Consider the following 17,286-nt stretch of genomic DNA (forward strand, 5'->3'; position numbering starts at 1 on the left):
GGTTACAGCGCGGCGCGCAGCACAGCGCGGACGCCGCCATGAGCGACGTCATATTCGACGATCGACTGCAGGCTCTGCGCCATCGCCCGGATCAACTTGGTGCCGAGCCCGGTGCCGCGCGGCGTAGCACCCGGGACCATGCCGATCCCGTCATCCTCGACCGCCAGCACGAAATGGCCCTCGCCATCTTGGCTGAGCGCGACGCGCACTTCGCCGGCGCGCGCGGGATAGGCATATTTGCAGGCGTTGCTGACCAGTTCGGTGACGATCACGCCGAGCGATACGGCGCGATCGGTGGTCAGCCGGATCGGCTCGGCGCTGAGCGAGAGCGTGCGCGGCGCGTCCGGCGTCGACCAGGTCTCGCCGAGCTCGCCGACCAGCGCCCCGAGATATTCCCGCATGTCGACGCTCTCGACCTGGTTCGACGTGTAGAGCCGGCGATGCACCTGCGCGATCGCCGCGATGCGGCGCTGCGTATCGGCCAGCGCATCGCGCGCCGCGCCGTCGTCGAGCACGCCGGCCTGCATGCCGACCATCGCCGAGACGAGCTGCAGGCTGTTGGCAACGCGGTGGTTGACCTCGCTGAGCAGTGTCTCCAGCCGGGCGTTGCTGGCGCGCAACTGCTCCTCGGCCACGGCCTTGTCGCGCTCCAGCGCGGCGCGCGCGATGACCTGTTCGAACGCCGACGCCAGCAGGTCGAAGAAATCCTCGCCGACCGTCTTCACGACATAGTCCGCCGCGCCGGCTTTCAGCGCGGCGACCGCAATGCGGCCTTCCTCCGAACCGGTGACATAGACCACCGGCGGCGGCGCCGGCAGCGTGCGCAGTCGGGCGAGCGTCTCCAGCCCGTCCATGCCGGGCATGTAGTGATCGACCGCGATCAGATCGAACGTGTCGGCCGCGGCCAGCGCGCAGCCCTCCGCGCCGCCTTCCGCCAGCGTCACGGCATAGCCGCGCCGCGCCAGCGACTTCGCCGCCAATCGGCGCAGTCCGGCATCGTCGTCGATATAGAGAACGCGGGTCAGGTTCACCCCTGCCCCTCGAGATCGGGCACCTGGATGACCGATAGGAACAGGCCGAGCTGGCGGATCGCCTGGGCGAAGCTTTCGTAATTGACCGGCTTGGTGATGTAGACGTTGCAACCGAGATCGTAGCAGCGCTGGATCTCGACCTTGTCGTCGGTGGTGGTCAGCACCACGACCGGGGTGCGCTTGAGCGCCGGCTCACTCTTGATCTTGGCCAGGATGTCCGTCCCGCTCATGTCCGGCAGGTTGAGATCGAGCAGCACCAGCGCCGGGCCGTTCAGCGCCGGGCCGTCGCTATGGTTGAACAGATAGTCGAGCGCCGTCGTGCCATCGGTGAAATGGGTGATCTCGTTGAGAATGCCGGCGCGGCGGATGTTCTTCTCGATCAGGCGGGCATGACCTTCGTCATCCTCGATCATCACGATGCTGACGGAATGATGGTCGGTCATTGTTTGCCCTCTACGTCTTGAAGTATTGCGGGAAGGTTGAGCCGGAACGTGGCGCCCTTGCCCAGTTCCGAACGCACGTCGATCACGCCGCCCAGGCGATAGGCCAGCGCGCGGACATGCGCGAGCCCGATCCCCTCGCCCGGCTGATCCTGATTGCCGGCGCGGCGAAACAGGTCGAACACGCGCTGGTGATCGGCCGGGCCGATGCCGCGGCCATTGTCCTCGATCTCATAGGTCACACGCGCGCCGACGCGCTGTCCGCGCACCACGATCCGCCCCGGACGCCCGGGCTGCAGATATTTGACCGCATTCTCGATCAGGTTGGAGAAGATCTGTTCGATTGCCAGCCGATCGGTGACGAGATCGGGCAGGTCGCCCTCGATGCTCAGCGCCGCGCCCTTGTCGTCGATCATATGCTGCAGTGAGCGGCCGATCGTCGCGACCAGCTCGGTCATCCCGACCTTGCCCGGCGCGAGCACGCGGCGGCCTTCGCGCGACAGTTTCAGGATCGCGTTGATCAGCCGGTCCATCTTCTGCGTCGAGGTCCGGATGAAGCCGATCGCCTCGGGCAGGTCCTCGCGCGCCGCCAGCCTGGCGTCCTCGGTGACGAGCCCGGGCGCGTCGCGCTCGGCGCGGTCGATCAGGTCGGTGATCGCCGCCGCCGCACTGTCCAGTTCGGCAGTGAAGCCCATCACGTTGACCAGCGGGCTGCGCAGATCGTGGCTGACGATATAGGCGAAGCGCTGGATCTCGTCATTGGCGCGGCTGAGATCGGCGGTGCGTTCCTCGACCTGCTCCTCGAGACTGTCAGCGAAATCGCGCAGCATGTCGCGCGACGCGCCGAGATCGCGCGTATAGCGCACGATCGTCGCGATCGACGCCAAGGCGGCGAGCAGCAGGAACAGGCCGGCAACGCCCAGGGTGATATAGAATAGACGGATATTGGCCTGCTGTTCGGCGTCGCGCCGCACCAGCAGCTGCTTCTCGCGGTCGCGCATCGCCGCGCCCATCGCCCGCAGCGTCGTCATCCGGCGCAGCACCGTTTCGCCCGAGAAGGAGGCGATCGCCTGTTCGATCCGACCCGCTTTGGCGAGCGCCAGTGTCATGTCGCGCTGCGCCTTCAATTCCGCGGCATGCGCCTTGAGCTGGGCGATCGCGGCCTGCTGCACGGGATTGTCGATCGTCAGCTGCTGCAGCCGGTCGAACGCCGGGCGGAGTTTGGCGGCGACGTCGGCATAGGTATCGAGATAGGGCTGTTCCCCGGTGAGCAGATAGCCGCGCCGCGCGGTCTCGCCGCGTTCGATCAGCGTGCCGACCTCGGCGATCGCGATCTCCACCTCATAGGTGTGGTTGACCCAGTGCGTGTGCTCCTGGTTGCGCGACGTCAGCCACGCCGCGCCCACGCCCGCCGCGATCAACGCAACGAAGCCCAGGATCATGCAGACGATCAGAAATCGCCGGGCAAGGCTCTCGCGCACGCCGAAGCGACTGACTAGGGATGGCACCATCGCCGGCCTGTTACGCAGCGACAACGACAAATACCAGCAATGGCTCGTTGAGCGACATCAATCGTCCCAAGCGAGGCTGCCCTGCGGACTCTGCCGACCGACCAATCCGCCGCCGCGGCGTCGCGCCAGCTCGGTCTCGGCCGTGTAGCGGACATCGATGTCGCGATCGCCGAGAAACTTGGTCAGGCTGTCGTCGTCGATCTCGGTCCAGGCCTTGCCGCGATCCGGCCCGAAGCGCACGCGCGGCAGCAGCCCGGGAATGTTCGACCAGTCGATCAGCTGCTTGAGGCTCGATTCGTTGAGCATGTCGCGCAGGTGGAAGGCAGTGACATAGGCATCGGGAAAGGCGCGATGCGCGGGCAGCCCGCGCTCATGCTCGATCCCGTGCGGCTTGCGCCAGTAGCGCAGCACCTGGTTGGAAAAGCTCGGGCTGTCCGGCCACAGCCGCAGTGCGCATTTCCACGTACAGATCCAGTCCGCGCCGCGGGTCAGCGCGGGCGTGCAATATTGCTGCTCGAAATCGGCGCGATGCGCGGCCAGCGCCACGCGCCGCGGATAGGGATCGAGCACCGGCCGCGCGACATCCTGCCAGAACGGCGCATCGGCGACCTGCTCGTCGAGGATGTGATGGATCGCCTGCGTGATCGGCGGGATCGGGCGGCCCGGGTTCACGTAACGCTGCCCGCCCTCGCCATACACTTCCCAACGCCCATCCGGGCCCAGCACGACATCCTGCCAGCCGATCTCGCACACGCCGTGCGCCGGCGGCGCCTGGCCGGTGGTTTCGAGATCGATGACGCGGATGATCGAGGGTTGCGAAGGAGGCATTGCCCTAAATGGCGGGTTTGCCTGGCGAATGCCAGCCCTGCCCGGCCTATCCGCGCTTGGTGGCCACGCCGGCGACGATGTCGAACCGGATCCGTACCCACACGCCGATCTGCGGACGGCCGCCGATCCGCGGCGGCAGCACGCGGAATTGCCACGCCGCCAGCCGCATCGCGCGCGAAATGCCCGCGCCCAGCGGCGATTCACCGAGCGAGCGGCAATTGTCGACGCGGTTGCCGGGGATCGTCTTGCACGCGACCAGGCCCCATCCCTCCTGCTGGTTCACGCCCTGCATGTAGAAGGCCATTTCCGCCTTGGTCGGCTCGCGTTCCCACTCGGCTTCATACAGGCGTTCGCCGCCCGGCCCCGCCCCCGGGCCGTAGACCGACCCGCTGTCCTTGCCGGAGCCCGAACCGCTGTCGCCGCCGCCGCGCTGTGGCAGATTGGCGATGTCGGCGGCCTGGAACAGTTCGTGCCCGCCGATCAACGTCGGCGTCGGCGGCGTCGGCGGCACCGGCGGCGCCTTGGCCGGCGCAGGCGTCGGCGCACGGCCGGGCGCGCCGCTTGCCGCGGTGGCCGGCTTCTTTTTCTCGATCTCGATCTCTTTCGCGCCGGGATCGGGCACCGGCCCGGGCACGTCGAACATCGTGAAGGCGGTCGGGTCCTTCTTGTCCGGGGTCATTAGTTTCGGCGCCATCGTCAGCATGATGACGAGCACGATGAGATGCGCGGCGACCGCCAGCCCGAGCCCGATCGCGCGGCGCCGCTTCGACGAGGATTGATAGGACGTCGACGGCATAGGCTGCGCCTAGACCGGTGGCTTGTGCGCTGCAACGAGAAGTGCGGACACAATCCGTTACAAAGAAATCCTTCCCCGCCGCGGGCGGGGAAGGATCGGCATTCAACTCAATGCCCGGCTTGTTCGCCGCGCTCCAAGCCGCTCGCCGCCAGTTGCTCGTCGATCATGGCGAGCAGGCGATCGAGCGCGGCCTGGTCCTTGGCTTCGGCCCGCGCGACCAGCACGTCCTGTGTGTTCGAGGCGCGCAGCAGCCACCAGCCGTCGGGCGTGTTGACGCGGGCGCCATCGGTGCGATTGACGTCGGCTCCCGAGGCTTCGAGCCGCTCGAGCACTTCCTCGATCACCGCGAACTTGCGACTCTCGTCGACCTGGAAGCGCATTTCCGGCGTGTTGACCAACGCGGGCATCTCACCGCGGATCTCGGTCATCGACTTGCCGATCATGTGCACCGCCCGGATCAGGCGGACAGCGGCATATTGCGCATCGTCGAAGCCGTAATATTCGTGCGCGAAGAAGATGTGGCCGCTCATTTCGCCGGCGAGCGGCGCATGCGTTTCCTTCATCTTGGTCTTGATCAGCGAATGGCCGGTCTTCCACATCAGCGGCTCGCCGCCCAGTTCGGCGATGCGGTCATACAGCATCTGGCTTGCCTTCACGTCGGCGATGATCGTCGCGCCGGGCAGTTCCTTCAGCACAGGTACCGCCAGAATGGAGAGAAGCTGATCGCCCCAGATCACGCGGCCCTGGCCGTCGATCGCGCCGATCCGGTCGCCGTCGCCATCGAAGGCCAGTCCGAAATCGAGCTGCTTCTCGGCGACGAGACGCTTGAGATCGGCGAGGTTCTTTTCCTCGGTAGGATCGGGATGATGGTTGGGAAAATCGCCGTCGACATCGGTGAACAACAGATGATGCTCACCCGGCAGGAGCTTGACGAGTTTCTCGATTACCGGGCCGGACGCGCCGTTGCCGGCATCCCAGCCGATCTTGTACGTGCCACCGGCATAGCCGGCGAGCAACCGGCCGACATAATCGTCCTCGATATCGGCGCTGCTGACCGTGCCTTCGCCCTCTTCCCAGTCGCCGGCTTCCGCCAGGCGCGCCAGATCCTGGATGTCGTCGCCGAAAAACGGCAGATGCTGCAGCACCATCTTGAAGCCGTTATACTCGGCGGGATTATGGCTGCCGGTTATCTGGATGCCGCCATCCACTTCTAGGATCGCCTCGGCATAATAGAGCATCGGCGTCGGCCCCATGCCGATCCGCACCACGTCCACGCCGCCAGCGATCAGCCCTGCGACCAGCGCCGCTTCGAGCTCGGGCGAGGAATGCCGACCGTCATAACCGACCGCGACGCGGGTGCCGCCGACGCGCCGCACGCGGGTCGCGAAACCGCGCCCGATCGCCGTCGCATCGGCCGCGCCGAGCGTTTTGCCGACGATGCCGCGGATATCGTATTCACGCAGCGACGTGGGATCGAAACGGTGCGTCATTCTGGCTCCTCGGTAAGTCTGTCGGTTCGATGGCGTAATGAGCGAACCGTGACTTTGGTTCAAATCTATCGCTTGAGCAGCGCGTCGCGCGCGGCGTTGATGCGGCGCGTCAGATCGGCCGAGCCGCCCTTGTCGGGATGCACCGCGTTGAGCAACCGGCGATGCGCGGCGCGCACTTCATCGGCATTGGCGGCGGCATCGACGCCCAGGATCGAGCGCGCCTCCTGTTCGTCGAGCCGCTCGGTCTTGGTCGTCCGGCGCAGCAGCAGCCAGCCGGCGAACAGGATCAGCCCGATCAGGATGATTTTCGACATCAGGCGGCGAACAAGGGCAGGGTAGCGTTCTGCTGCGTCGGTTCGGGCAGTGCCAGCGCCGCCATCATCTCGCGCAATTCCTGGCGCGCCGCGACATGGCTCAGGCCCATGCCGCCGAATTCGCCGGCATCGAGCATCGTCAGCCCCTTGGGAAACAGTTCGCGGTAGATCACGCGCTCGCCGAGCCCCGGGATGATGCGGAAGCCGACGCGCTTGGACAGCTGATCGAGCGCTTCGGACACGCGGCGCATGTTGCGCGCCTCGATATGCTGGACGCGGTTGCGCAGCACGACCCAGTCGATCGTCGAGCCGTCGGTCTTCGCGCGGGTCTTGCGCGCATCCCAGATCAGTTCGGCATAGAAGCTCGGCCGCGTCACCTTGTAGGTATCGGGATCGACCTGCCCGATCAGGTCGAAATCGACGAAGCTGTCGTTCATCGGCGTGACCAGCGTGTCGCCGCGCTCGGCGGCCAGCCGCGCGAAGCGGTCGTCGCGCCCCGGCGTGTCGATCACCAGGAAATCGCTGCCCTCGGACAGGGCGGCGAACACGTCCTCGAAACGCTCGAGCGTCTCGCCGTCATGCGTCGCATGGCGCGGGATCGGCAGCTCGCGCCCGGTGCGCTTCTGCGTCTCGGCGCGATTATCGAGATACCGCCCCATCGTCCGCTGCCGGTGGTCGAGATCGAACGCCGCGACGCGCGCGCCGCGTGCCTGCAGCGCGATCGCGACATGCACCGCGGTGGTCGACTTGCCCGTGCCGCCCTTTTCGTTGGCGAAGACGATGATGTGTGGCTTTTGCGCAACCGTAGACACGTCGCAAAAATTCCTTTGGTTGCTTGGTTGAGATGCCCCCCATAGAAGGCCCGGCCCATCCTTTACCCAAGGCCACACGCGCGTGCAAACCATCCGTCAGCTTGACCTGCTCCGCAACGGGATCGCCGATCTCCGCAGCGATGGCAGCCGCATCGCGCTGGTCCCGACCATGGGCGCGCTGCATGCCGGTCATATCGCGCTGATCGAGGCCGCCAAGCGCCCCGGCACCCGCGTCGTGGCGTCGATCTTCGTCAATCCCAAGCAGTTTGGCCCGAACGAGGATCTCAGCCGCTATCCGCGCAAGGAACTTGCCGATACGCGCATGCTGAACGAAGCAGGCTGCGACCTGCTGTGGATGCCGCCGGTCGAGATCATGTATCCGGAAGGCTTCGCCACCAACGTGTCGGTCGCCGGGGTCAGCGACGGGCTCGACGGCGCCGCGCGGCCCGGCCATTTCGATGGTGTGGCGACCGTGGTGACCAAGCTGTTCAACCAGGTCCGCCCGGATCTCGCCTATTTCGGCGAGAAGGATTTCCAGCAGCTCGCCGTGATCCGCCGCATGGTCGCCGATCTCGACATGGGGATCGAGATCATCGGCGTGCCGACGCAGCGCGAGGATGACGGGCTCGCTTTGTCCTCACGCAACATCTATCTCGACGAGGCCGAGCGCGCCAAGGCGGTCGCCCTGCCGCGCGCGCTTGGCGTCGCCGCCCGCGCGATCCAGAAGGGTGATGATGCGGAAGCCGCGCTGGCCGTCGCCCGCGAATCGCTGATCGCTGCCGGCTTCGTCATCGACTATGTCGAACTGGTCGATGCCGAGACGCTCGGCCGTCCCGATGCCGGCCGTCCCCGCCGGCTGGTCGCTGCCGCCCGGCTGGGCCAGACGCGGTTGATCGACAACCTCGCGGTGGAGCCCGTCGAATCTGCCTAACTGCCGTTAACCATTCCTTGAGACCGAGTTGGCATGGTCGATCCAGGGAAAATGGTTAACAGGGGTTAAGGGCATGGGCAACAGCCTGAAGAGTGCGCAGTTCTTGATCGACAGCCGCATCGCGGATGCCGCGCGCGGGAATATCGACGCCTATTACGATCTTGGCATGGCCTATTCGAGCGGCGCGGCCGGGCTCGATATCGATCTGATCGAAGCGCACAAATGGTTCAATCTCGCCGCCGTCGCCGGCAGCGAAGCGGCACAGGCGTGCCGCGCGGAAATCGCCGAGGACATGAGCGCACGCGAGATCGCCACGGCCCAGGCCGCCGCACGTGCCTGGCTGCGCAGCACGGAACGCCGCGCGGCCTAAAGCTCCTCCCCGTACGGGGAGGCGCCTTAGGCCACCGCCTTCTTCGCGGCAGGCTTCTTCGCGGCCGGTTTCTTCGCCGCCGGCTTCTTGGCCGCGACCTTTGTCGCCGGTGCCGCACCATCGGCCGCCTTCGCCGCAGCCGGCTTCTTCGCTGCCGCCTTCTTGGGCGCGGCCTTCTTCTTGACCTTCTTGGTCGGTGCCGCCGCGGCGCGCGCGTCGATCAACTGTGCGGCTTCCTCCAGCGTCAGCGCGTCCTTCTCGATCGACTTGGGCAGCGTGGCATTGGTCTCGCCGTCGGTGACGTAGGCGCCGTAGCGGCCCTCCATTAGCTTGATCTCCGCCTCGGTGCGCGGGTGCAGCCCCAGCATCTTGAGCGGCGCCTGGGCGCCGCGCTGCGGCCGCCCGCCGCCCGCCGCCGCTTCGGCGAGTTTCACCACCGCCGCGTTCATCCCCGTCTCGAACACATCGTCGGTCGAGGTCAGCCGGGCATATTTGCCCGCGTGCTTGAGGTACGGGCCATAGCGGCCGATCGCCGCGGTGATCGGCTCGCCGGTTTCGGGATGCGTGCCGATGGTGCGCGGCAGCGACAGCAATTTGAGCGCCCATTGCAGGTCAAGCTCGCCGATATCCTTCGGGATCGACGCCATCTTGCGCGTCTCGCCCTCGCCGATCTGGATATACGGCCCGAACCGCCCGGATTTGCGCTCGACCGGCAGGCCGGTTTCAGGATCGTTGCCGAGCGTCTCGGGGCCCGTATCGACACCCTCGCCATCGGCACCCGGCTGGCCGAAGCGGCGGGTATATTTGCACTCGGGGTAGTTGGAGCACGCCACGAACGCGCCGAACTTGCCGCCGCGCAGCGCCAGCCGCCCCTGCCCGCAATTCGGGCAGAGCCGCGCGTCGCCGCCATCGGCCTGCGCCGGGAACAGATAGGGCTCCAGGAAGATGTCGAGCGCCGCGGTCACTTCGGACGGCTTCTGCTCCATCACTTCGGTCGTGCGCGGCTTGAAGTCCTGCCAGAACGCCGCCAGCACCGCCTGCCATTCGGCGCGCCCGCCCGAGACTTCGTCGAGCTCGTCTTCCAGCCCCGCAGTATAGTCGTAACCGACATATTTCTCGAAGAAGCGCTCGAGGAACGCGGTCACCAGCCGGCCAGATTCCTCGGCGAAGAAGCGGTTCTTCTCGACGCGGACATAGGCGCGGTCCTTCAGCGTCTTGATGATCGAGGCATAGGTCGATGGCCGCCCGATGCCGAGCTCCTCCATCCGCTTGACCAACGAGGCTTCGGAGAAGCGCGGCGGCGGCTGCGTGAAATGCTGCTCGGCATTGACGGCTTTCTTGGCCGGCGCATCGCCCTCGCGCAACCGCGGCAGGCGGCGCGCGTCTTCGTCCTGGCTGTCGTCCGAGCCTTCCTCGTACAAAGCGAGATAGCCGGGGAACAACACGACCTGCCCGGTCGCGCGCAGGCCGGTATGGCCCGAACCGTCGAGCAGCTCGACGGTCGTCCGCTCCATCCGCGCGCTCGCCATCTGGCTGGCCAAAGCGCGCTTCCAGATCAGATCGTACAGCCGCGCATGATCGCCCGCGCCGACCTTGTCCTTGCCGAAATCGGTCGGGCGGATTGCCTCATGCGCTTCCTGCGCATTCTTCGCCTTGGTGGTATAGACGCGCGGCTTGTCGGGCACGTAGCTGGCATCGTAGCGATTGGCGACGGCGAGCCGCGCGGCGGAGATCGCGCTCGAATCCATCTGCACGCCGTCGGTACGCATATAGGTGATCGCGCCGTCCTCGTAGAGGCCCTGCGCGATGCGCATCGTGTGATCGGCCGAGAAACCGAGTTTCCGCGAGGCTTCCTGCTGCAAGGTCGAGGTGGTGAACGGCGGCGGCGGGTTGCGCGATGCGGGCTTGGTCTCGACGCTCTGGACGCTGAACCGCCCTTCCTCGACCGCGGCCTTGGCGCGCAGCGCGGTGCCTTCCTCGCCGATCGACAGGCGATCGAGCTTCTTGCCCTCGAACGTCACGAGGCGCGCCTGGAACGGCGTGCCGTCCTGTTCGAGATCGGCGGTGATCGACCAATATTCCTGCGCCCGGAACGCTTCGATCTCGCGTTCGCGGCTGACGATCAGGCGCAGCGACACCGATTGCACGCGCCCGGCGGACTTGGCGCCGGGCAGCTTGCGCCACAGCACCGGGGAAAGCGTGAAGCCGACCAGATAATCGAGCGCGCGGCGCGCGCGGTACGCATCGATCAGATCGTCGTCCAGTTCGCGCGGATGCTTCATCGCCTCGGTCACCGTTGCCTTGGTGATCGCGTTGAAGGTCACGCGCTGCACGTCCTTGGGCAGCGCCTTGCGGTTGCGCAGCACTTCCTGGACATGCCAGCTGATCGCTTCGCCCTCGCGATCCGGATCGGTCGCCAGGATCAGTCGGTCGGCGGTCTTGGCGAGATCGGTGATCGCCTTCAGCTGCTTCGACTTGTCCGCGTAATTTTCCCATTCCATCGCGAAGCCCTCGTCGGGATTCACCGAACCATCCTTGGGCGGCAGATCGCGGACATGGCCGTAGGACGCCAGGACGCGGTAATCGCTGCCGAGATATTTCTCGATGGTCTTGGCCTTGGCGGGCGATTCGACGATGACAAGCTGCATGGGGAAAGTGCGTCCTTACGTGTACGCGCGAGGATGGAGAGGCCGACCGGGCCGCGTCAAGCGGATCGATCGCCCCATCCGGGCGTGCATCGGCGCTCGCTAGTCGGCGCGGCGCGCAGCGTAAAGCGCTCAGGGCCCGTCGGCACCACGACGGCGCCTGAAAGATCAGCCCAGAATGTCGGCCTGCTGCGCCAGGATCGCGTCGATGGTCTTGGTCGTCCGCGCGCGCCCCTGTTCGGACAAGGCGATCCATTGCCCGTCCGCGCCTTCGCTGATCTGCACCAGGCCGTGTTGCTCGAGCGCGCGCACCCAGCGCGCGGCAACGCTCGGCGCCACCGTGGTGGCGGCGCAGGCCGCCTCGATCCGCATCGAGCCCGATGCGCCGGCGGTAAATAGCGACAAGAGAATTTCGACCGCCGGGTCCTGGGTCAGCCCGGCGGGCAGTGTCTCACGCAGCGTCTGCTTGGTCGCCAGGATGCTACGGGCGGCGATCAGCCGGATCTCGTGCGTTGAGGGTCGTGGTGCACCAGTCCAGAATTCGACGACGGCAGCAAGATCAGGCATGTTCGCTTCCCCCGGACGGTCCACCCGTATCGCATCAGCGCTATCGCGGTTTTAGGGCGCAACTCATCATAACATGGATCAGTCCAAGCGTCGGCTTACGAAACGTCACTCTTCCGCTTTCGCGCTGGTGCCGCCATTGCTAAGACCCGCTCGATCGGCATACCTGCGCATATGATGGTGCGGGAGCAGAATCCTTTCGAATTTTTTCAGTACGGTGCGGAGCATTTCCCCGGCGCTATAGCCGATGGCCTGGCCGATTTGCGGGCGGCGCTCGCGCACCTACCTTCGGAGCGGGCCGGTGTTCGCATCTGCGGCATCAAGGCACTGCGCCCGTTTCTCGCCTCCGATGGTGCAATTGGTTCGATTGCCGCGAACGTGCTGGGATCAAAGTGCCGTGCGGTGAGAGCGATATTCTTCGATAAGACCGTTGAAACGAACTGGTCGCTTGCTTGGCATCAGGACCGCACCATTTGCGTGAAGCAACGTATCAATGTGAATGGCTTTGGCCCTTGGACCACAAAGAGCGGTATGCAGCACGTTGCTCCTCCATTCGATCTGCTCACGCGCATGGTCACTTTGCGCGCTCATCTCGACGATGTTCCTGCAACCAATGCCCCGCTCATGATAGCGCCCGGCTCGCATACTGAAGGGCGCGTCCCCGTTGACGCGATCGAACAGGTCGTTAGCCGATGCGGCAAGCGGGTGTGCATCGCTAATGCCGGCGATGCGTGGCTCTATGCCACGCCGATTTTACATGCGTCTGAAACGGCCAGTCGTCCGGCGCATCGACGCGTCCTCCAAATCGATTTCGCCGCTGAGGAGTTGCCCAGTGGTTTGGAGTGGCTTGGCGTGTAACATCGGCTCTGCAGCAACGCCGCCGCGCTCAGATAAGGCTGACGCGGCCGCCGGCATGCCGCTCCAGCCGCCCGGCCAGCTCCAGTTCGAGCATGATGGTCTGCACGATCGCCGGCGCGAAGCCGGATTGGCGGATCAGTTCGTCGACCGCGACCGGCACCGGCCCGAGCAGGCCGATCATCACGCGACGCTCGCCGTCGCTGGCATCCTCCGGTGCCGCCGCGGCGAACCCGCGGTCGGGCGAGCGTACCATGCGGCGATCGATCGGGCCGATTGTCTCGACGATGTCCGCGGCCGATTGCACCAGCACGGCACCGTCACGGATCAGCCCGTTACAGCCTTGCGCGCGCGGATCGAGCGGCGAGCCCGGCACCGCCATCACGTCGCGCCCCGCCTCGCCCGCCAGCCGTGCGGTGATCAGCGATCCCGAGCGTGGCGCCGCCTCGATCACCACCGTGCCTACCGAAAGGCCGGCGATGATGCGGTTGCGATAGGGAAAATGACGCGCGCGCGGCTCGACGCCGGGCGGCTGCTCAGCGATCAGCAGCCCGTCCGTGGCGATCCGCTCCTGCAGCGCGGCATTCTCCGGCGGATAGGCAATGTCGAGCCCGCCGGCGATCACGCCGATCGTGCCGCCGCTCAACGCGCCGACATGCACCGCGGTATCCACGCCGCGTGCCAGCCCCGAAACCACGGCAATGTTCTGCTCGGCCAGCTGACAGGCGAGCTGTCGCGCGAAGCGGCATGCCGCGGCAGACGCATTGCGCGCGCCGACCATCGCCACCGCGGTGCGCTCGAGCAGCCCGGCCTGCCCGCGCATCGTCAACACGGGGGGCGCATCGTCGAGCTCGGCGAGCAGCGCGGGATAGGCGGGATCGTCGATGAACAGATGTCGCCCGCCGAGCCGCGCGACCTTGGCCAGTTCGCGTTCGGCGAGCGCCGCCTCCGCCACTGCCGGCGCGCGCCCGCCGCCGCGCTGCGCGAGGCCCGGCAGCGCTTCGATCGCCGCCGCCGCATCGCCGAAGCGCAGGATCAACTGGCGATAGGTGATCGGGCCGATCTGCGCCGTGCGGATCAACCGCAGCCGCGCGACCGTGCCCGCATCAGCCATGCTTGCGCCCGAGGCGCGGTTCGGTGCCGCTGAACAAACGGTCGATATTCTCGCGATGCTTGAACAGCACCAGCAGGCACAAGACCAGCAGCAGGACCACCAGATCGAAGCGCGAGAACAGCGCCGCGCTGACCGGCGCGCTGATCGCCGCCGCCATGCCCGCGACCGAGGAGATGCGCAGCACACCGAGCAGGCCGAGCCACACCACGGCGTAGACCAGGCCGCACGGCCAGTGCAGCGCGAGCAGGATGCCCATCAGCGTCGCCACGCCCTTGCCGCCACGGAATTTCAGCCACACCGGATAGAGGTGGCCGAGAAAGGCCGCCGCCGCCGCGAACAGCGCGGTGCCGGGGAACAGCCATTCGCACAGCAATACCGCCACGCCGCCCTTGGCGCCGTCGAGCAGCATGGTCGCCGCCGCCAGGCCCTTCCGTCCGGTGCGCAGCACGTTGGTCGCGCCGATATTGCCGGAGCCAATCGTGCGCAAATCGCCCGCACCGCCGAGCCGCGTCAGGATCACGCCAAACGGAATCGAGCCGAGCAGATAGCCCAACACCAGCGCCGCAAGCGGCGCCACCCAGAGATAGTCGGTCTGCAAAATCGTTCCCCGTGGCCCCCTTATGTTCGCGTATAGCCGAGTGCGTGCGGGAGTGCCAACAGTCTACCCATTTTCGCATCATCCTGGCGAAAGGCAGGATCCATCAGGATGGCGGCCTGCTGGGAGCCGCCCCTCGACATCAAGCAACGTTCGCCTAAATGGCCACTATGAACGACACGCGCCCGATCCTGTTCTTCGATTCCGGCGTGGGCGGCCTGTCGGTCCTCGCCGCGACGCGTGCGCTGCTCCCGGCGGCATCGATCGTCTATGCCGCCGATTCTGCCGGCTTCCCTTACGGCACCAAGAGCGAGGCAGAGATCGCCGTGCGCGTCCCCGCCTTGCTTGGCCGTCTCGCCGAGCGGTATCGCCCGCGCCTCATCGTCATCGCCTGCAACACCGCCTCGACGATCGCGCTGGCCGAGGTGCGCGCCGCACTGGATCTGCCCGTGGTCGGCACCGTCCCCGCGATCAAGCCCGCCGCCGCGATCAGCAAGACGCGCACGATCGGGGTGCTCGGCACCGATGCCACGGTGCGCCAGCCTTATGTCGACGATCTCGCCCGGCGCTTCGCCGGCGATTGCCTGGTGCTGCGCCACGGCTCGGCCGAACTGGTCCGTCTGGCCGAGGCGAAATTGCATGGCCACGCCACCGATCCGGCGCGCTATGCGGCGATCCTCGCCGGGCTGTTCGGCCAGGCGGGCGGCGATCGCATCGATACGATCGTCAACGCCTGCACGCATTTCCCGCTGGTCGCCGACGAACTGGCCGCCGCCGCACCGCCGGGCGTGGAATTCGTCGATGGCAGTGCAGGAATCGCGCGCCGGGTCGCCCATCTCACCGCCGGGCAGGATTGGGGCGCGGCACCGGGCGAGGGCATCGCCGTATTCACCAGGGGCGATGCTGACACGGCGGCGCTTGCCCCGGCCCTGGAGCGCTTCGGGCTGACGCGGCTCGAGTCGCTCTAGGCGAGCTCGGGCTCGCGGCTCAGTTCTGCGTAGCGCTTGGCCAGTTGCTCGTGCGCGATGCGCGCGCCGGGATCGGTGGCGCGCTGGCACAGCGCGCGCTCCTGCGCTTCGCGGCGGGCAAAATAGTCGGTACTGGCGGTGTTCATCCTGCGGCTGTCGGTCACGGCACATTCCTGGCGGCAGAGCGGGAGCGCAAACCCTCTCTCGGTCGCGGACCTGCTCTGAAGCGAACGTCCACGATGGATCGATCTTAACATGATCGATCCGATTCGGCACTTGATTTGAGGCAAGTCGACCGCGCGCAAATTGCTAGAATTCCGCGCCCGATACGTTTAGGGCGCTGGCTATGGACGCGGACCTCAAGGCCGTGCGCGGAGTCGACTATTCGCGCATCTTCACCCAGGCGATCGATCGCCTGCATGTCGAGGGCCGCTACCGCGTGTTCATCGATATCCTGCGCAACAAGGGCGCGTTTCCCAACGCGCGCTGCTTCGCCGGGCATAACGGCCCCAAGCCGATCACCGTCTGGTGTTCGAACGACTATCTCGCGATGGGCCAGCATCCGGACGTGATTGCGGCGATGGAAGCGGCACTGCATGATGTCGGCGCCGGCTCGGGCGGCACGCGCAACATCGGTGGAAACACCCATTATCACGTCGATCTCGAGGGCGAGCTTGCCGATCTGCACGGCAAGGAGGGGGCCTTGTTGTTCACCTCCGGCTATGTCTCGAACGAGGCGACCTTGGCCACGCTCGCCAAGGTGCTGCCGGGCTGCATCATCTTTTCCGACGAGCTCAACCACGCATCGATGATCGCCGGGATTCGAAATTCCGGCTGCGAAAAGCACGTCTTCCGCCACAACGACGTCGCGCATCTCGAGGAATTGCTCGCCGCGGCCGATCCCGCCGCGCCGAAGCTGATCGCGTTCGAGAGCGTCTATTCGATGGACGGCGACGTCGCGCCGATCGCGGCGATCTGCGACCTCGCCGATCAGTATAATGCGCTGACCTATCTCGACGAGGTCCATGCCGTCGGCATGTACGGCGCGCGCGGCGGCGGCATTTCGGATCGCGATGGAGTGGCCGATCGGCTGACCATCATCGAAGGTACGCTGGGCAAGGCGATCGGGGTGATGGGCGGCTATATCAGCGCCGATCAGACGATCATCGACGTGATCCGTAGCTACGCGCCGGGCTTCATCTTCACGACCTCGCTGTCGCCGGTGCTGGTCGCGGGCGCGCTGGCGTCGGTGCGACACCTCAAGGCGTCGAGCGTCGAGCGCGACGGGCAACAGGCCGCCGCGGCGATGCTCAAGACGCTGTTCGCCGATGCCGGGCTGCCGGTGATGGAATCGACCACGCACATCGTACCGCTGATGGTCGGCGATCCGGTCAAGGCGAAGAAGATCAGCGACATCCTGCTCGCCGAATATGGCGTTTACGTCCAGCCGATCAATTATCCGACCGTCCCGCGCGGCACCGAGCGGCTGCGCTTTACGCCCGGCCCGGCGCATGATGAGGCGATGATGGTCGATCTAACCAATGCACTGGTCGAGATCTGGAGCCGCCTGGAACTGCGCAAGGCCGCCTGATGCCGACGCGCAAGGCCGAAGACTGGACGCTCGCCCAGGGCAAGGCGGGCGACAATATGACGATCGTGCGCGCGCTGGCGCGCGTGCCTCTGGCCGAGCAGCGCGCGGCACGCCCGGTGCTGGTCACCATCACCTGGTCTTATGACGGCGAAGCGAGCGCGGGCATGCCGTCGCGCGCGCTCTACGATCGGATGGAGGGCTTCGAGGAAGTTCTGTTCGCCGCGCTGGACGAATCCGACTGGGCAACCGAGGCAGCGGCGATCACCGGTAACGGCGCCCGGCAATGGCGCTTTTATACCGCCGATGCCGAGGAGTTCGAAGCCCGGTTCAGCGCCGCGTTCACCGGCCACGCACTCTATCCGATCGAGCTGGAAGCGACCCCCGATCCCGAATGGCAGGGCCTGCGCGAGGTGCAGCCCGCGCCCTGACGC

The 17,286-nt window shown here is 66.5% G+C and carries 19 protein-coding genes; 6 read left to right on the forward strand and 13 right to left on the reverse strand.

The features are described from left to right. Positions 1 to 2 precede the first annotated feature (2 nt). The 8 genes from NV401_RS06910 to NV401_RS06945 form a co-directional block, all read right to left on the reverse strand. Entirely contained in the window at positions 3 to 1,031 is a 1,029-nt protein-coding gene (locus NV401_RS06910; RefSeq protein ID WP_261293669.1) for a sensor histidine kinase, read from the reverse strand. Then, positions 1,028 to 1,474: a response regulator gene (locus NV401_RS06915; RefSeq protein ID WP_261293670.1), complete on the reverse strand. Its 447-nt coding sequence runs from the start codon at positions 1,472 to 1,474 to the stop codon at positions 1,028 to 1,030. Before NV401_RS06915 ends, NV401_RS06910 begins: the two co-directional genes overlap by 4 nt. Next, a complete protein-coding gene (locus NV401_RS06920) occupies positions 1,471 to 2,982 on the reverse strand; it encodes a sensor histidine kinase (RefSeq protein WP_261293671.1) in 1,512 nt (503 codons plus the stop codon). Before NV401_RS06920 ends, NV401_RS06915 begins: the two co-directional genes overlap by 4 nt. 57 nt (positions 2,983 to 3,039) lie before the next feature. After that, positions 3,040 to 3,810 (reverse strand): 3'-5' exonuclease, encoded by a 771-nt coding sequence (locus NV401_RS06925; protein ID WP_261293672.1) that lies wholly within the window; start codon positions 3,808 to 3,810, stop codon positions 3,040 to 3,042. A 46-nt stretch (positions 3,811 to 3,856) separates the two neighbouring features. Continuing rightward, the gene (locus tag NV401_RS06930; RefSeq protein ID WP_261293673.1) at positions 3,857 to 4,606 is read right to left on the reverse strand and encodes a hypothetical protein; all 750 of its coding nucleotides are present in this window, start codon (positions 4,604 to 4,606) and stop codon (positions 3,857 to 3,859) included. 107 nt (positions 4,607 to 4,713) lie between these two features. Further along, positions 4,714 to 6,096 carry a phosphoglucomutase/phosphomannomutase PgmG gene (gene pgmG, locus NV401_RS06935; RefSeq protein WP_261293674.1) on the reverse strand — a complete coding sequence of 461 codons (1,383 nt, stop codon included), beginning with the start codon at positions 6,094 to 6,096 and terminating at the stop codon, positions 4,714 to 4,716. 65 nt (positions 6,097 to 6,161) lie between these two features. After that, positions 6,162 to 6,410, reverse strand: coding sequence for a DnaJ domain-containing protein (locus tag NV401_RS06940; RefSeq protein WP_261293675.1), 249 nt, complete (start codon positions 6,408 to 6,410; stop codon positions 6,162 to 6,164). Beyond that, a complete protein-coding gene (locus tag NV401_RS06945) occupies positions 6,410 to 7,222 on the reverse strand; it encodes a division plane positioning ATPase MipZ (protein ID WP_261293676.1) in 813 nt (270 codons plus the stop codon). The genes NV401_RS06940 and NV401_RS06945 overlap by 1 nt, the downstream gene beginning before the upstream one ends. Positions 7,223 to 7,304: 82 nt before the next feature. On the opposite strand from NV401_RS06945, the gene panC reads away from it, so the two are divergent. Next, positions 7,305 to 8,153, forward strand: a complete 849-nt coding sequence (gene panC, locus NV401_RS06950; protein WP_261293677.1) for a pantoate--beta-alanine ligase — start codon at positions 7,305 to 7,307, stop codon at positions 8,151 to 8,153. A 73-nt stretch (positions 8,154 to 8,226) separates the two neighbouring features. Beyond that, positions 8,227 to 8,523 carry a hypothetical protein gene (locus tag NV401_RS06955; protein WP_261293678.1) on the forward strand — a complete coding sequence of 99 codons (297 nt, stop codon included), beginning with the start codon at positions 8,227 to 8,229 and terminating at the stop codon, positions 8,521 to 8,523. Between the two features lie 26 nt (positions 8,524 to 8,549). Here the strand turns inward: NV401_RS06955 and topA are convergent, their stop codons facing one another. Then, positions 8,550 to 11,171 carry a type I DNA topoisomerase gene (gene topA, locus NV401_RS06960; RefSeq protein ID WP_261293679.1) on the reverse strand — a complete coding sequence of 874 codons (2,622 nt, stop codon included), beginning with the start codon at positions 11,169 to 11,171 and terminating at the stop codon, positions 8,550 to 8,552. 165 nt (positions 11,172 to 11,336) lie between these two features. Then, positions 11,337 to 11,735: a hypothetical protein gene (locus NV401_RS06965; RefSeq protein WP_261293680.1), complete on the reverse strand. Its 399-nt coding sequence runs from the start codon at positions 11,733 to 11,735 to the stop codon at positions 11,337 to 11,339. 171 nt (positions 11,736 to 11,906) lie between these two features. Here NV401_RS06965 and NV401_RS06970 point away from each other — a divergent pair, with 171 nt between their 5' ends. Continuing rightward, the gene (locus NV401_RS06970) at positions 11,907 to 12,590 is read left to right on the forward strand and encodes a phytanoyl-CoA dioxygenase family protein (RefSeq protein WP_315369061.1); all 684 of its coding nucleotides are present in this window, start codon (positions 11,907 to 11,909) and stop codon (positions 12,588 to 12,590) included. Between the two features lie 28 nt (positions 12,591 to 12,618). On the opposite strand, the gene dprA is transcribed toward NV401_RS06970, so the two are convergent. Beyond that, positions 12,619 to 13,701, reverse strand: coding sequence for a DNA-processing protein DprA (gene dprA / locus NV401_RS06975; RefSeq protein ID WP_261293681.1), 1,083 nt, complete (start codon positions 13,699 to 13,701; stop codon positions 12,619 to 12,621). Next, positions 13,694 to 14,299 (reverse strand): glycerol-3-phosphate 1-O-acyltransferase PlsY, encoded by a 606-nt coding sequence (gene plsY, locus NV401_RS06980; protein ID WP_261293682.1) that lies wholly within the window; start codon positions 14,297 to 14,299, stop codon positions 13,694 to 13,696. The genes dprA and plsY overlap by 8 nt, the downstream gene beginning before the upstream one ends. 167 nt (positions 14,300 to 14,466) lie before the next feature. On the opposite strand from plsY, the gene murI reads away from it, so the two are divergent. Beyond that, complete coding sequence (gene murI, locus NV401_RS06985) at positions 14,467 to 15,264, forward strand: glutamate racemase (protein WP_261293683.1); 798 nt, start codon at positions 14,467 to 14,469, stop codon at positions 15,262 to 15,264. On the opposite strand, the gene NV401_RS06990 is transcribed toward murI, so the two are convergent. Beyond that, the gene (locus NV401_RS06990) at positions 15,261 to 15,428 is read right to left on the reverse strand and encodes a hypothetical protein (RefSeq protein WP_261293684.1); all 168 of its coding nucleotides are present in this window, start codon (positions 15,426 to 15,428) and stop codon (positions 15,261 to 15,263) included. The two genes, murI and NV401_RS06990, sit on opposite strands and share 4 nt — an antisense overlap. 182 nt (positions 15,429 to 15,610) lie before the next feature. Here NV401_RS06990 and hemA point away from each other — a divergent pair, with 182 nt between their 5' ends. Then, positions 15,611 to 16,855 carry a 5-aminolevulinate synthase gene (hemA, locus tag NV401_RS06995; RefSeq protein WP_261293685.1) on the forward strand — a complete coding sequence of 415 codons (1,245 nt, stop codon included), beginning with the start codon at positions 15,611 to 15,613 and terminating at the stop codon, positions 16,853 to 16,855. Next, on the forward strand, positions 16,855 to 17,283 hold the full coding sequence (locus NV401_RS07000) for a DUF695 domain-containing protein (protein ID WP_261293686.1): 429 nt from the start codon (positions 16,855 to 16,857) through the stop codon (positions 17,281 to 17,283). Before hemA ends, NV401_RS07000 begins: the two co-directional genes overlap by 1 nt. Positions 17,284 to 17,286 lie beyond the last annotated feature (3 nt).

Source organism: Sphingomonas hylomeconis (assembly GCF_025370105.1).
GTDB classification, from domain to species: Bacteria; Pseudomonadota; Alphaproteobacteria; order Sphingomonadales; family Sphingomonadaceae; genus Sphingomonas; species Sphingomonas hylomeconis.